This window comes from Alistipes sp. DJF_B185 (assembly GCF_964250025.1).
Classification (GTDB): Bacteria; Bacteroidota; Bacteroidia; order Bacteroidales; family Rikenellaceae; genus Alistipes; species Alistipes finegoldii.
The window spans coordinates 89,455-104,159 of sequence record NZ_CAXUDY010000001.1 but is presented as its reverse complement, the minus strand read 5'-3'; the positions used below and the strand labels follow the sequence as shown (position 1 = coordinate 104,159).

Genomic DNA, 14,705 nt, shown 5'->3' with positions numbered 1-14,705 from the left:
GTGATTTTTAAATGATTCGGTTTAATTTGTCCGTCCCGGATTCGGGGCGGTCGTGACCTTCGGTCTTGACGATCTTGTTGTAAAGGCCCATGATCAGCAGCGGGGCGGCCCACTGGCCGACGAGCAGCGCTGCGGATTTACGGCCGCGGAACATCATGCAGGCCGAGACCGCCAATGCGCCCAGACCGGCACTCAGGTAGACCATCGAGGGAATTTTGGAGGTCTTTTTTTCTACGGCAACGGTAACCTTGCCTTCTTGTGATTTGTCGTTTGTCATGATTGTACGGGTTTAAAAACCGGAGCAGTTTCCTGCTCCGGACGCAATTAACACACACACGACGATCCTTAGTAGATCGTTATCTTGACGATTCCGTCGACGGCGGGAACCGGGTAGGTGTCGCCGACTGCGCTGATGGCCTTGTCTTCGGGCATCAGCGTTCCGCCGAATACGGACTGGGCATTGCCGGCGCCGGGATACTGGCTTACGGCCGTACCGTCGTCGAGCAGGACGGTCTTGCTCGTTATGTCGCCTTTGGTCAGTGCGTTAAGCTCAGGACCGTTGGCGAAGAACCAGTCGTTCGAATAGCCGAACATCGTTGCGAACGCTACCTTTTCGTTGGCTGCGGCCTCATAGGTGCATTCCATGCTCTCGCCCGGCAGGGCGGTCTTCGTAATCGTGTAGATCTTGCGCACCTGCGGGACTTTTTCGAGCGAAGCTTTCAGCTGTCCCGGATCGCCGCGCTGTGCGAGAGCCGCCAGACCGAGCTGAGCGTCTTTCTGTCCCAGCTGATAGATCGGGTTGGTGTTGCCCGTGTAGACTACTACGATGGCGCCGTGCAGCGTGGTGATGATTCCCGTCTGATCGGCTACGAGCGACTTCAGGGGATCGACGTTGCCCGCTTCGGCCAGCTTGGTCAGCTCCACGCCCGATTTCTGATCGACGTTGAAGAACGGCTTCTCCATCACCAGCTTGCCGTCGAGCATATTCGATACGACGAATACGCCGCCGGAGAGCGGAGTCTCGTTCGAGGTGCCGTTAGAGATGTTGGAGATCGTGCAGGTGAACAGCGACTGTACGGCGTCGAAAGTCAGACTTACCTGAAGCAGGCTCGAAGCCGCCGGGTAGGTGTGACCCTCCGCGTCCGTACCGTTCACCTCGCTCACTACGCCGGCCTGAGCTACGCCCGGATGGTTGACGCTGGGGCCGGGCTGTTCGTTGACGCGGGTTCCGTTGTCCCAGAGTTTCACGGCATTGGCTATGACGCCGGTATAGGGGACGCCCGAATCGTTGAAGAGTGCGATACCCGGATTCTCAGGGGCGAAGAACAGGTCGTTGGAATAGGAATACATCGTGGCGAACATCAGCCGCTGTCCTTTGGCCGCATGGAATGTGAACGAGGTCGTCGCACCGGGAGCCACGGCGGCGAACGTGCCGCTCTGAACGTAATTCTTCGTCGGGATTACGTTTTCGAACTTGATCGTCGGCTTCGTGCCGGGGGCGCTGTTGTCGTCATCGTCGTCACAGGCCGTAAAGGCGAATCCTGCGAAAAGCAAAGCCGCAGCGAATGCGGTGAAAAAGTACTTTTTTTTCATAGTTGATAGAATGATTAATTAAGTTAATACTCGGTTAAACCGTTATTGCTATTTATATTAAGGTATATGCTCGTATTTGTTGTCCGGCACCCTTTTCGATGCAGTTGCGTGCATCATTTATGCCATGAAAAATACTTTTGGATGGATTGAAAAAACGGGAGGATGGATATTCCTGCAAAACACGCAGTAAGGGGTGGATGGATTTTTTTCGGGTTTTCGGACCCTGAGGTAGAAGCTTCTTCCTGCGGAGGTTCGGTCGCTGTTCGGCAGATTTTTTGCGGACCCCGGAGTGTAGGCCCGCCACTCCCCGGCCGGGGAGGCTCCGGGTGAAATAACCACACAAACGGGACTGCGATGACAAAAAACCTTTTGACCCTGCAACGGGACGAGACTACCTTGTGCGAAGTTTACCGCCGGCTGGCCGGACTGGAAAAGGATCCGGTCCGCCGACGGACGCTGCTGCGTATCATGCAGGACGAAAGACGGCATTGCGAGGTCCTCAGAAGCCGTACGGGCCGTACGGTGACTCCCGATCCCAAACGTGTTTTGTGGTATGTGGGCATGGTCAGGGTGCTGGGACGGGCTTTCGTGGTCCGGCAGATGGAGCAGTGTGAGAAAGGCACGGCGGCAAGCTATTCGCGCTATCCCGAACGCGAGGAGTTCGTGCGGATAGCTTCGGAGGAGCGACGTCACGGGGAGGAGCTGACGACGCTGGCCGGCGGGATGCGATTGTGCTACATAAGTTCGGTCGTGCTGGGGTTGAATGATGCTTTGGTCGAGTTCACGGGCGCGTTGGCCGGATTCACGCTGGCGCTGAACGAGCCGCGGCTCGTGGCGCTTACGGGCGGCATCACGGGCATTGCCGCGGCCCTTTCGATGGCGGCTTCCGAGTACCTTGCGACCAAGTCGGAAAAGGGCCGGGAGAAGCATCCGCTTCGGGCTGCGGTCTGCACCGGGGTCACCTATCTGGTGACGGTCGCCATACTGATACTTCCCTATCTGCTCTTTTCGAGTGCGCTTGCCGCGCTGGGAGTCATGCTTCTGGCGGCCCTTACCGTGATCGCCCTGTTCAATTACTATTACGCCGTGGTCCGGTGCGAGAGTTTCAGACGGCGTTTTTTCGAAATGGCCCTGCTGAGTTTCGGCATCGCCGGAATCAGCTTCCTGATCGGCTATATCCTCAAACTGTTTACGGGTGCGGACGTATGAGGCGGCCCCGCAGTCCGTTCGTGCTGTCCGGCAGGCCGGATCCGGACATGCCGGCGGCTTGGGCGTCCCCTGAAAAAAACTGATTCTCAGTATGAAAAATATTTTTCGGACAATTTCAACCTCAATGGAATACCATTTGCAGGTATTCCGGTATCATTCATCACTTAAATTCTTTATATTATGAAAAAAATTCTTTTACTCGTCGCAGCTGCGGTATTTGCTTTTGCCGTGAACGCTGCTCCCCAGAAGGTGGATTTCGGTAAACTGCCGAAGAATTCGCAGGAATTCATTCAGAAGAACTTCCCCGGCGAAAAGGTGAAGGCCGTGGAGATGGACCGCGAGGCGTCGTGGGACAAGTACACCGTCTACTTCAACAGCGGCAACCAAGTCTCCTTCGAGGGCGGCAGCGGCGATTGCTCGCAGATCATCATGAAGAACGGTTCGGTTCCCATGTCGGTGATTCCCGCCAAGATCAAGACCTATGCGGGCAACAACTATGCGGGGCAGCGGATCGTCATGATGGAGACGACCGCCGACGGCTACAAGGTGGCCCTCGCGGACAAGACGGTACTCGATTTCGATAAGGACGGCAACTTTACGAAAGCTACGAAATAGTTTTTGCCGTATGAAAAGCGCAGGGGGCGACCGTCGTCATGCTCCCTGCGTTTTTATGTCTCGAACGGGCCGTGCAGGCCCGAATTGTAATTCTGTCATGCCATGTGTTATCATATTTTCCTCGCTGCCGGGCCTGAGGAGCTTGCCCGGCATTTCGGCCGGAAGGCCGATCTGATCCGTAATCTCCGTCCGCCCTTGCGTGCCTGCGCGTTTTCGCACCTCCCCTATCCGGTCCTGACCGGGGACGAGCAGATCCGGTATTCCCGCTGGGGGCTGATTCCCTATTGGCTGCGCAGACCGGAGGATGTCGTGACGGTCCGCAACCAGACGGTCAACGCCCGTGCGGAAACCATTTTCGAAAACGCCTCGTTCCGGGTTCCGATCCGTCAGAGACGGTGTCTGGTTCCCGTGAGCGGATTCTACGGGTGGCGCCATGAACAGCATCGTAAGATCCCCTTGTACGTGACCCTGAAGGAGCGTCCTCTCTTCTCGTTGGCCGGGATTTTCGATCGCTGGTACTGCCGCGCGACCGCTGCGTGGACGACGACATTCTCGATAATCACTACCGAAGCCAATCCGTTGATGCGCTACGTCAACAACGCCAACGGCCGGATGCCCGTCATCCTTCGTTCCGACGATGAGAGCCGCTGGCTCAGTCCCGCGCTGTCCGATGCGCAGATCGCCGCACTGCTCAAGCCTTATCCGGAGCAGGAGCTGCACAGCGAACCCGTGCGGTGCGACTTCATGCACGAAGTCGCTGCCGATCCGGGCATACTCGTACCCGCTTAGACGGGCGCGGCAAAAGAAAAGGGAAGTCTTCGGACTTCCCTTTTCTTTTGCCGCGGCTGCCGGGTCATACTTTCTCCTTGATCCGGTTCGCCGCCTGCGTCGCAGTCTCTTTTACCTTGTGCGCGGCTTTGGTCATGCCCTCTTTGGTCGCGTTCTTGACTTTCGTGCCGGCCTCTTCGATTTTGCCGGCCATCTTGTGAACGCCCGTTCGGGCTTCGTTCTTCGCTTCGATGGCCGCCTCTTCGGCGTCATCTTTCAGCTTCTGCATGTTTTCCTGCAGGTTGTGTCTGGCCTGCTGGCCGTGTTCTTCTACCTTGTGAACCGCTTTTTCGGCGTGCTCCCGGTAGGTTTCGTTCTCTTTAGTCGAATACTTTTCCATAATTACATCGTTTTAGCGGGTTTGTGCCGTGTGAACAGCGATACGATCCACAGCAGGACGATGGCGCCGATGATCGACGAGAGGAAAGTTCCCCATGTGCCCGTCGGAACCCATCCGAACAAAGAAACGAGCCAGCCGCCCAGAATGCCGCCGATCAGACCGACGATCAGATTGACCAGCAATCCGGAGCCGCTGCCCTTGAAAATCAGGCTGGCGATCCATCCGGCCGCCAAGCCGATGAGTAAATACCATAAGAAATACATAATTTTTATAATTTTGGTTGACAGTCAATGTAATACAAAATTTGTACCCCGGAGGATGAACTTCCGGGAAATTATTCGCAATATGCGATAAGCGCCGAGGAGGGGGCCATGCGGACGACCTCTCCGGAGAGACGCTCGCGGCTGTCGGGATCGATCCGGCCGTCGCGGCAGACCACGATCCGCTCCGCTTCGGGAATCCGGAATTCGGCCGGATGGCGATTGCCGTTGTAGGCCACCAGTATCTCTTTCCACGCATCGCCGTTGGCGTGTTCGCCCAAAGTATAGGCGATCACGCCCGAATCGCCCGTGTCGAGGAACCGGAGCCACTGCCGCAGCCCTTCGGCCGTCGGGATGCGGAACGCCGGATGCGCTTTGCGCAGGGCGATCAGTTGCCGGATGTAGTCGAACAGCCCGCGGTGTTCGGCTTTCAGCGCCCAGTCGATTTGGTTGACGGCATCGGGCGAGCGGAAGCTGTTCGGTTCGCCCTGCTTGTCCTGCATCATCTCCTCGCCGGCGCGGATGAAGGGAACGCCCTGCGCCGTGAGCAGGATGGTGTGTATCAGTTTGTCGATCGGGAGCAGCTCCTCTTCGGCACGGTTGCCCGTGACGGAGAGCCGCAGTTTGTCGATGACCGTGTAGCCGTCGTGGCTGGCGACGAAGTTGACCGCTTGGGACGGGGCGGCCGCGTAGGGCACGGAGCTGTATAGCAGTCCGTTGTAATCCACCTGAGGATGCTGCGTGGCGCCGACGATCCCGAATTTCACGGGTTCGTAGTGTCCGCCGATATTTCCGGAAGCGTATCCGCAGGCGTGTTCGTCGAACGTGCTGCCCCGCACGGCGTCGCGGAAGTCGTCGCAGAAAACGGCGATGCCCTCCATCTGTCCGACGTGGTCCCGCACGGCCCGTTTTTCCGGCGGCAGGGGAGAGTCGGCCGCAAGCCACCCCTCGCCGTAGATGAAGATGGTCGGGTCGATTTTCGACAGCTCCTCCCGGATGCGGTTCATCGTCTCGATGTCGTGTATGCCCATCAGGTCGAACCGGAAGCCGTCGATATGGTACTCCTTCGCCCAGAACTTGACGGACTCGACGATGTAGTGCCGCACCATCGCGCGCTCCGAAGCCGTTTCGTTGCCGCAGCCGGAGGCGTCGGAATAGGAGCCGTCGGCGTTGTGGCGGTAAAAGTAGCCGGGGACGGTAAGGTTGAAATTCGAATGCTCCACCGAGGCCGTGTGGTTGTAGACCACGTCGAGAACGATGCGCATGCCGTTCCGGTGCAGGCTTTGCACCATTTGCTTGAACTCCCGGATGCGTGCCGCGGGGTCGGCCGGATCGGTGGAGTAACTGCCTTCCGGAACGTTGTAGTTTTTCGGGTCGTATCCCCAGTTGTAGGTCTTGTCGTTCAGTCTGGCTTCGTCCACGGTCGCGTAATCGAAGGAGGGCAGGATGTGTATGTGCGTTACGCCCAGCTCTTTGAGGTGGTCCAGTCCCGACGCCTCCCCTTGGGGTGTCTTGGTGCCGGTTTCGGTCAGGGCGAGGAATTTGCCTTTGTTTTCGATCCCGGAATCGGGGGCGACGCTGAAGTCGCGGTGGTGCAGTTCGTAGAGAATGATGTCGGAATACATTTTCAGTTCGGGCGCACGGTCCGCCTCCCAGCCTTCGGGATCGGTCTCGCGCAGGTCGATTACGGCCGCCCGGTCGCCGTTTACGCCGACCGCCTTGGCCCAGATGCCGGGCGTTTCGTCCAGCCATTTCCCCTCTTTCTCGATCTGGAAGGTGTAGAAAGTCCCTTTCAGATCGCGCTCCGCCGCGACGCGCCATGTTCCGTCGTCGGAGGGCCGCATCTCCAGCCGCTCCTCCGGTTCCCCGCCTTCGCCCGAAGCGTAGAGGTTCAGCCGGACCTTGTCGGCCGTGGGCGCCCAAAGCGTAAAGACGGAACGCTGAGGGGTGTATGTCAGTTCCAGATCGCTCCCGTAATAGCCGGGATATCGGTCGAACGAATCGGGCTGTCCGGCCGCTGGATGGTTTTTCTGAGTCGTCATGGGATGTTTTTTAGGAGTTCTGAATTTGCGTACCGTCTGCGGCTGCCGGTTCGCCGCCGGCTTTTTCCGCGTCGTCCTGATGCACGAGCAGCGTGCGTGTGGGGAAGGCGAATGTGAGTCCCGCTTTGGCGAAGGAGTCGAGGATCTCCAGATTCACGTCCGACGTCGTTTTCAGGACGTCGCCCTGCTTCTCGATGTAGTAGTAGAACGTGACGACCAGCGCCGAGTCTGTGTAGTCCGAGAAGTAGGCCGTGACGTCCGACGGATTTCCGGAAACGTCCTTGATCTTCGCGGGGATGGCCCGCAGTATCTCCAGTGCCTGTTTCATCTTTTCGGCTCCCGTGTCGTAGGTCAGCCCCAGCTTCACCATGGCCCGCCGCATCGGCTCCGAGGAGATGTTGACGATGGAGGCGTCCGTGATCTTGTAGTTCGGATAGCTCGTGATGCGCCGGTCGTAACCCAGTATCCGCGTGCTGCGCATGCCCACGTCGATCACGGTTCCCTCCAGCCCGTTCACGTTGATCGTGTCGCCGATGCCGAAAGGCTTGTCCGTAAAGATGGTGAATGCGCCGAAGATGTTCTTCACCGTGTCCTGCGCGGCCAGCGCGAAGGCGATGCCGCCGATGCCCAGCGTACCCCACAACGCATTGATGTCGACACCCACGTTGCTCAGGGCCGTTACCAGACCGATGATCCAGATCAGGACCAGAATCGTCCGCCTGACCACCGGCATCATTTTCACCGCATGGCCGTCCGACCTTTGTCCCCAGTACTGCTGGAGCAGGGTCGTGGAGAGACGTGCGAGGACCCACGTTATGTCCAGTATGATCAGTATGCGGTAGGCGTTGTCTACGTACTTCACCAACTGGTCGGGATAGACCAGCCGGTGAATGGCGATCCAGATACCCAGCAGCATCACGGCGAATTTGAGGGGCGCTTCGAGAGAGTAGTAGATGATGTCGTCCACCCGGTTGTTCGTGCGGGCGATAAACGGCTTTATGACCTTTCTGCCCAGCAGGGAGAGCAGTTTTACGACGACGAACGCCCCTATTACGATGAGTATGGAAACGATCCATGTCTGGACCGTATTTCCCCAAATTTCATATTCCAACATTTTTCGATCGGTTTTTAAATTATCTGTTCAATTTGTTATTTATGTCTCCTCTTTTGCCATCCGGATTCTTACAATGGCGCATGCCGCGAGGTTTTTTTCTTATCCGGAGATTCAATTTTTATGCCTTTGGAGACAAATTTGCACGATTTCGGAATGAAAATCTGGTTGAGGATGAGGATGATAATTCATAAATCGAGGAAGAAGGCGGTGTGTATCACCGTCGCAGGGCTGCTTGCGGGCATCGCCGGCGGACTTGTTCTGTACTATGTCCGCGACGTCGTTCTGGGGTGGTGTTTCGTGATAACGGCGGGCTTCGCCCTGTTGTACGGCATAGGGTCGCTGTTCGACCGCCGGCCCTATATCGTCCTGACTACAAGCCGCAGCTCATAAGGCCGGCTTGGTTCTGGCGGTTCGACCGTCTCTACGAGTCGAAAGGCGTCAAGGCGGTTTATATCCGTACGATGGGACTGGAGGTCGATTCGATGCGGCTGGTCGCACTGATCCGCAGGATGAAAGAGGCGGATATGTCCGAGAGGATCGGACTGCTCAGGGAATTCCGTTCGGAGTGACGCGGAATCCGGTGTACTGTTTCAGCCGGTTTTCAGGTACACCGAATAGGCCACCGCCGACCTGCGTTACATTGCTTTTTAATGCCTGTGGACTAAATACACAAAACCCTGCAAATGTGTGATTTGCAGGGTTTTGCTATTTTATTCGTTGTATTTCTGCGGAGAGAGAGGGATTCGAACCCCCGGTACAGTTGCCCGTACACCGCATTTCGAGTGCGGCCCGATCGACCACTCCGGCATCTCTCCAATCTCCCGGACGAAAAACCTTTCGTTTGGGACTGCAAATATAGACATATTTTTTATTTCTCGGCATTTTCGTGCGAAAAAAAATTCAGTCCGCAGGAAAAAATGCGGCTATAGCGGTTCGTTTTGATGCTTTTGCCAAATAATTTCTATCTTTGTATCAGGCGGACAAGTGCAGTATTGCTGCGCTCCGGCCGTTTATATGGTGAAAACGATACTAAAAGCGGTATGGTTTTCGTTTATTGGAAAAGAACTAACGCAAACACCATGTGCGCTATGAAAAAGTTGAATATTTTAATTGGAACCCTTATCCTGTCTGCAGGATTGGCCGGCTGTTCGTCGAGCTACTATGCGTCGTCGGGGTATGCCAACGACGATTTGTATGCTCTGCACGATAAAACGGCCATCGCCCGCAAGCAGCAGGCCGCTGCCGAAGCCCGCAAGGCCGAGGCCGAGGCGCGCCGCGCCGAGTGGGAGGCGAAGATCGCCGAAGCGCAGGCTTTGGCTGCGGAGAACGGTTATTACGACGAGTCGAGTTCGAACCCTTACAACGATATTCTGGCCGATACGTACGAGAGTGCCTATGCGCGCCGTCTGAGGGGATTCGAGTCGCCGACCTACCGGATGCCGTCGAGTTACTACAACTTCCGCTACGGCAGTTCGTTCACCTATGCCACGGCGTATGATCCGGCTTTCTACAACATCATCATTTCCGGCGACGAGGTCTGGGTCGAACCCAAATACATAACCTCGATGTTCGGAACATGGGGCGGCACGCCTTACGGCGGCTGGTATTTCGGCTGGAACTACTCGCCCTCGTGGTGGGGCTATCCCAGCTACGCATGGGGCGGCTGGAACTGGGGCTTCGGCTTCACTTGGTATGATCCGTGGTGGGGTCCCGGATGGCATCCCTACTGGGGACCCGGTTGGGGGCCCGGATGGGGCGGCGGCTGGCATGGACATCACCATGCGGGATACAGGCCCCGCGACTATTACGGCAATCCCGGCGGACGCGGCAGGAGCTACACTCCCGGCCGAAGCACTTCGGGGGCGCGGTACGGCAACGGAGGTTATGCCGGCGGTTCGCGCGGCGGCCGCAACGGCTCCTACAGCACCAGCTACGGCAGCCGCAACGGCGACAGTCCGTTCAGCAGCGGCTCGCGCGGCAGCAGTTACAACAACCGGGGCAGCAGTTACAATAACCGCGGTAACAGCTATAACAGCGGTTCGCGGGGCGATTTCAACAGCGGCTCGCGGAATGACTTCAACAGCGGTTCGCGCGGCAGCAGCTACAACGACCGCGGCAGTTCGGGCAGCGGCAGCAGCTTCAACAGCGGCGGTTCGCGGGGCGGCAGTTCCGGCGGCGGTTACAGCGGCGGCGGCTCGCGCGGTGGCAGTTCGGGCGGCGGAGGACGCGGTTATGGCAGTCGGTAGCAACTAAAACGGAGAGAATTATGAAAAGCATGAAAATAGTGGCATTGTGCGCGGCCTTCGTTGCTGCGGCGCCTTTGCAGGCGCAAAATACGGGTCTCGAATTCGGCGGTTCGGTGCTGAACCACGACATGTTGTGGGCTACCGATCTGGCGCAGCTTTCGCAGACGCACGTTTTCGGCACGGCCCGCGTGATGGGTATGGGCGGGGCTTTCACCTCGCTGGGCGCCGACTTGTCGTCGATGTCGCTCAACCCGGCGGGGCTGGGCATGTACCGCCGCAACGAGATTTCGCTCACGCCGCTCGTGCCCATGGCGAAGGCGTCGACCGCGGGAACGGCTTCGTGGAAGGGAAACAGCAAATCGCAGTTCGCATTCGCCAACGTGGGCGTCGCCCTGAACGTCTTCGAGAGTTCGAGAAGTTCCCTGACCAGCCTGACGCTCGGTATCGGCATGAACCGCATCGCGGATTTCAACAGCCGCTACTCGTTTTCGTCGGAATCGCGCTACGATCCCGACCGGCCCGACCGACTGATGCCGACGATCGCCGATATCTTTTCGCAGCAGATGAATAATTTCGGTGTAAGGCCCGACCGCGAGGCCGAGGGCGGAGGCCCGAACGGACCGGTTCCCGTCGATGCGTGGAATCCCAATGTCTGGCCGGCCATATTGGCCTACGACGCCTATATGCTGGGGAACTATGGAACGGTGAAGGACCCGATCTGGGCGGTGGAGCGTATCGGCCGCAACGCTTCGGTGCTGCATTCGATGGATGTGGTGAATTCGGGTTCGATCAACGAGTTCACGATTTCGATGGGCGGCAATATCAACAATATCCTCTACTTCGGCGCGTCGATCGGCATTCAAAGCGTACATAAGAAACTGGGCGTGACCTATCAGGAGGAATACGGCTATTTCAATACGGACGGCATCGGACACGACGGCAGCGGCAATGCGCTCGCCGAGCAGCTCGACGTGATGAATCTCTATCAGGAGATGGAGATGAACGGCAGCGGCGTGAATTTCAAGTTGGGCTTCACCGCACGGCCCCTGACCGGCCTGCGTGTCGGCGTGGCTTTCCATACGCCGACCTACTATTCGCTCGACTATTCCTATCGGGCCGATATCTTTTCGGATATCAGGAATAATGCCGACAACAAGGTGGCTACGGTGGGAAATGCCACGCCACGGGCCAACAACAGCGGCGGCAACAGCTGGGATTTCACCTCGCCGGCGCGCCTGATGTTCGGCGCTTCGTATACGTTCGGCACCTTCGCCATCGTGTCGATCGATTACGAGCGCGACTGGTACAACGGGATCCGCGTGAAGAACGTTCCGCAGTATAACTACTTCTCCGAAGAGGACTACAAGGCGGAGTTCAAGCATAATTTCCAAGGCACGAACTCGATCCGTGCGGGCGTCGAGGTCAAGCCGCTGCCGATTCTGGCCCTGCGCGTGGGCGGCGGTTATACCGATTCGATGCTCAAGGAGCGGGATTTCTATGTAAACGACGCCTATACCAGCATGCCGACGACCTATGAGAGCTACTATTTCTCGGCCGGCGCCGGCGTGAACCTCGGACGCAACACGACGTTGGATCTGGCCTATCAGTATGTCACCAACAAGCAGACGCAGTACCAGCTCTTCTTCAGCAGGCCCGAAAACGGCGGCGACATGGAGACGTGGAGCGGTCTGTACGACACCTCTCTGAAGCGTCACTATCTGGCCGCGACGCTCAGCTTCCGTTTCTGATGCGGCCGTTTCGTCAATATAAAGGTCCGTCGCGGTGACGGACCTTTGTTTTTTTATTATATTTGCAGGCTGAAACAAAATCAAAAATAAAGATATATGGCAAAGGAACTCAAGGACCTCACCAAGTCGGACGAGAACTACTCGCAGTGGTACAACGATCTGGTCGTGAAGGCGGGGCTGGCCGAGAATTCGGCCGTACGCGGTTGTATGGTCATCAAACCCTATGGCTATGCCATCTGGGAGAAGATGCACGATGCGCTGGACAAGATGTTTAAGGATACGGGGCATCAGAACGCCTATTTCCCGCTGTTCATCCCCAAATCGTTCTTCTCGAAAGAGGCCCACCACGTCGAGGGCTTTGCCAAGGAGTGCGCCGTGGTGACGCACTACCGTCTGAAGAACGATCCCGAAGGCAAGGGCGTTGTCGTCGATCCCGACGCCAAGCTCGAAGAGGAGCTGATCGTGCGTCCGACCTCGGAGACGATCATCTGGAATACCTATAAGAATTGGATTCAGTCGTACCGCGACCTGCCGATCTTGTGCAACCAGTGGGCGAACGTCGTGCGCTGGGAGATGCGTACGCGCCTGTTCCTGCGCACCGCCGAATTCCTGTGGCAGGAGGGCCACACGGCGCACGCCACGCGCGAGGAGGCTGTCGAGGAGGCCGAAAAGATGATTCATGTCTACCAACGGTTCGCCGAAGAGTGGATGTCGCTGCCGGTGGTGGTGGGCCACAAGTCGCCCAACGAGCGTTTCGCCGGAGCTGAAGATACGCTTACGATCGAGGCGCTGATGCAGGACGGCAAGGCGCTGCAGAGCGGCACGTCGCACTTCCTCGGCCAGAATTTCGCCAAGGCGTTCGACGTGCAGTACGTCAACAAGGAGGGCAAGCTCGAATACGTGTGGGCTACCTCGTGGGGCGTTTCGACCCGTCTGATGGGCGCGCTTATCATGGCGCATTCGGACAACAACGGTCTGGTGCTGCCGCCGAAACTGGCGCCGATTCAGGTGGTGATGATTCCCATCTACAAGGGCGACGACCAGCTGGCCGAGATCCGCACGCGCTTCGAGGCCATTGCCGCGCAGCTCAAGGCCAAAGGCATCAGCGTGAAGATCGACGACCGCGACAACGTGCGTTCGGGCTTCAAGTTCGCCGAATACGAACTCAAGGGCGTTCCGGTGCGTCTGGCGATGGGACCTCGTGACATGGAAAACGGCACGATCGAACTCGTCCGCCGCGACACGCTCGAAAAACAGACCGTTTCGCAGGAGGGACTCGTGGAGCGTATCGAGGGCCTGATGACCGAAATTCAGGAGAACATCTACCGGAAGGCGCTCAACTACCGCGAGTCGATGATTACCAAGGTCGATACGTGGGAGGAGTTCAAGCAGGTGCTCGACGACAAGGGCGGCTTCCTGCTCGCGCACTGGGACGGCACGGTCGAGACCGAGGTGGCGATCAAGGAGGCCACGAAGGCCACGATCCGCTGCATTCCGATCGACGCGCCCGACGAGGAGGGCGTATGCGTCTTCTCCGGCAAGCCGTCGCACCGCCGCGTGCTGTTCGCCCGCAGCTATTAGTCTGCGGCGTGCGCGATGCCGCGCGATCATATGGAATATCCCCGGCGAATATCCGCCGGGGATTTTTCGGCCCGTTGTGTCGGGTGGTGCCGGCCGTGCGGGGCGCGCTTAGGGATGGGGGAAGCCGGCCGGAAAAGCGATCGCCGGTCTTGTGTTTCCGTAAATTTCACTATTTTTGTTCATTGTCGTAAAAACGTACGTTATGTCCGGTGAGGCTGAAATCCGCAAAAAGAAAATATACCGCGTGACCTTTATCGGTTTCGCGGTCAATCTCCTGCTCGCCGGGATCAAACTCGCGGCGGGTATTCTGGGCCGAAGCGGCGCCATGGTCGCCGACGCCGTACACTCGTTCTCCGACATGGCGACCGACGTGGTGGTGATCGCCTTTGCCAAGATTTCGGCCAAACCCAAGGACGAGGGACACGACTACGGCCACGGCAAATACGAGACGCTCGCCACGATCATCATCAGCCTTGCGCTGGCTGCCGTAGGTACGGGGATTCTGGTGAACAGCATCGGTGCCATCCGCGTCGTTGTGGACGGAGGGCTGCTGCCCCGTCCCGGCACCGTGGCGCTGCTGGCCGCCGCGGTCTCCATCGTCGTCAAGGAGATTCTTTACCGCTATACGGTGCGCGAAGGCCGCCGGGTGTCGAGTCCGAGCATGATCGCCAACGCATGGCATCACCGCAGCGACGCCCTTTCGTCGCTGGGAACGCTGGCCGGCATCGGGTGCGCCTATTTTCTGGGCGATAAGTGGCGCATCGCCGACCCGATCGCGGCGCTCGTCGTGGCGGTTTTCATTTTCAAGATCGCGTTCGACCTGATTCGCACCGGACTCGACGAACTTCTGGAACGTTCGCTTCCGGAGGATGTGGAAGAGGAAATCCTGCGTGTCGTTGCGGCGAATCCCGAAGTGCGGGAGCCGCACAACCTGCGCACGCGCCGTATCGGCGCATCGATCGCCGTCGAGGTGCATGTGCGCGTGGACGGCGCGATGAGCGTCTGCCGCTCGCACGAGCTGACCGAGGACATCGAACGCCGCCTGCGCGCCCGGTTCGGCGAAGGCACGATGATCGCCATTCATGTCGAGCCGCTCAAGGCGGCGTGCCGTGCGGAGTGATGCCGGGTG

General features: G+C 58.1%; 14 protein-coding genes and 1 tRNA gene. 8 read left to right on the top strand and 7 right to left on the bottom strand.

Annotated features, from left to right (window positions below):
* Window positions 1–7 precede the first annotated feature (7 nt).
* The gene (locus ACESTR_RS00430) at window positions 8–277 is read right to left on the bottom strand and encodes a hypothetical protein (RefSeq protein WP_195291321.1); all 270 of its coding nucleotides are present in this window, start codon (window positions 275–277) and stop codon (window positions 8–10) included.
* 68 nt (window positions 278–345) lie between these two features.
* Complete coding sequence (locus ACESTR_RS00425) at window positions 346–1,593, bottom strand: spondin domain-containing protein (RefSeq protein WP_195559195.1); 1,248 nt, start codon at window positions 1,591–1,593, stop codon at window positions 346–348.
* Window positions 1,594–1,947: 354 nt separating this feature from the next.
* On the opposite strand from ACESTR_RS00425, the gene ACESTR_RS00420 reads away from it, so the two are divergent.
* The 3 genes from ACESTR_RS00420 to ACESTR_RS00410 all read left to right on the top strand — a co-directional run bounded on the left by ACESTR_RS00420 (window position 1,948) and on the right by ACESTR_RS00410 (window position 4,206).
* The gene (locus ACESTR_RS00420) at window positions 1,948–2,802 is read left to right on the top strand and encodes a VIT1/CCC1 transporter family protein (protein ID WP_130063030.1); all 855 of its coding nucleotides are present in this window, start codon (window positions 1,948–1,950) and stop codon (window positions 2,800–2,802) included.
* 180 nt (window positions 2,803–2,982) lie between these two features.
* Window positions 2,983–3,417: a PepSY-like domain-containing protein gene (locus ACESTR_RS00415; RefSeq protein ID WP_195291324.1), complete on the top strand. Its 435-nt coding sequence runs from the start codon at window positions 2,983–2,985 to the stop codon at window positions 3,415–3,417.
* A 102-nt stretch (window positions 3,418–3,519) separates the two neighbouring features.
* Complete coding sequence (locus tag ACESTR_RS00410) at window positions 3,520–4,206, top strand: SOS response-associated peptidase (RefSeq protein ID WP_195291325.1); 687 nt, start codon at window positions 3,520–3,522, stop codon at window positions 4,204–4,206.
* Window positions 4,207–4,270: 64 nt separating this feature from the next.
* On the opposite strand, the gene ACESTR_RS00405 is transcribed toward ACESTR_RS00410, so the two are convergent.
* The 4 genes from ACESTR_RS00405 to ACESTR_RS00390 form a co-directional block, all read right to left on the bottom strand.
* The gene (locus ACESTR_RS00405) at window positions 4,271–4,585 is read right to left on the bottom strand and encodes a hypothetical protein (RefSeq protein WP_178848675.1); all 315 of its coding nucleotides are present in this window, start codon (window positions 4,583–4,585) and stop codon (window positions 4,271–4,273) included.
* A 2-nt stretch (window positions 4,586–4,587) separates the two neighbouring features.
* Window positions 4,588–4,848, bottom strand: a complete 261-nt coding sequence (locus ACESTR_RS00400) for a GlsB/YeaQ/YmgE family stress response membrane protein (RefSeq protein WP_014775522.1) — start codon at window positions 4,846–4,848, stop codon at window positions 4,588–4,590.
* 71 nt (window positions 4,849–4,919) lie between these two features.
* A complete protein-coding gene (pulA, locus tag ACESTR_RS00395; RefSeq protein ID WP_022044134.1) occupies window positions 4,920–6,887 on the bottom strand; it encodes a type I pullulanase in 1,968 nt (655 codons plus the stop codon).
* A 10-nt stretch (window positions 6,888–6,897) separates the two neighbouring features.
* On the bottom strand, window positions 6,898–8,001 hold the full coding sequence (locus tag ACESTR_RS00390; protein WP_022044133.1) for a mechanosensitive ion channel family protein: 1,104 nt from the start codon (window positions 7,999–8,001) through the stop codon (window positions 6,898–6,900).
* A gap of 171 nt (window positions 8,002–8,172) precedes the next feature.
* Here ACESTR_RS00390 and ACESTR_RS00385 point away from each other — a divergent pair, with 171 nt between their 5' ends.
* Window positions 8,173–8,391 carry a hypothetical protein gene (locus tag ACESTR_RS00385; RefSeq protein WP_373178663.1) on the top strand — a complete coding sequence of 73 codons (219 nt, stop codon included), beginning with the start codon at window positions 8,173–8,175 and terminating at the stop codon, window positions 8,389–8,391.
* A 338-nt stretch (window positions 8,392–8,729) separates the two neighbouring features.
* Here ACESTR_RS00385 and ACESTR_RS00380 read toward each other — a convergent pair.
* Window positions 8,730–8,816, bottom strand: a tRNA-Ser gene (locus ACESTR_RS00380).
* Between the two features lie 273 nt (window positions 8,817–9,089).
* On the opposite strand from ACESTR_RS00380, the gene ACESTR_RS00375 reads away from it, so the two are divergent.
* The 4 genes from ACESTR_RS00375 (at window position 9,090) to ACESTR_RS00360 (ending at window position 14,696) form a co-directional block, all read left to right on the top strand.
* Complete coding sequence (locus ACESTR_RS00375) at window positions 9,090–10,247, top strand: hypothetical protein (protein ID WP_042493471.1); 1,158 nt, start codon at window positions 9,090–9,092, stop codon at window positions 10,245–10,247.
* A 20-nt stretch (window positions 10,248–10,267) separates the two neighbouring features.
* On the top strand, window positions 10,268–11,995 hold the full coding sequence (locus ACESTR_RS00370; protein WP_009597202.1) for an OmpP1/FadL family transporter: 1,728 nt from the start codon (window positions 10,268–10,270) through the stop codon (window positions 11,993–11,995).
* A 96-nt stretch (window positions 11,996–12,091) separates the two neighbouring features.
* Complete coding sequence (proS, locus tag ACESTR_RS00365) at window positions 12,092–13,576, top strand: proline--tRNA ligase (protein ID WP_009597231.1); 1,485 nt, start codon at window positions 12,092–12,094, stop codon at window positions 13,574–13,576.
* A gap of 202 nt (window positions 13,577–13,778) precedes the next feature.
* The gene (locus ACESTR_RS00360) at window positions 13,779–14,696 is read left to right on the top strand and encodes a cation diffusion facilitator family transporter (RefSeq protein WP_014775528.1); all 918 of its coding nucleotides are present in this window, start codon (window positions 13,779–13,781) and stop codon (window positions 14,694–14,696) included.
* Window positions 14,697–14,705 lie beyond the last annotated feature (9 nt).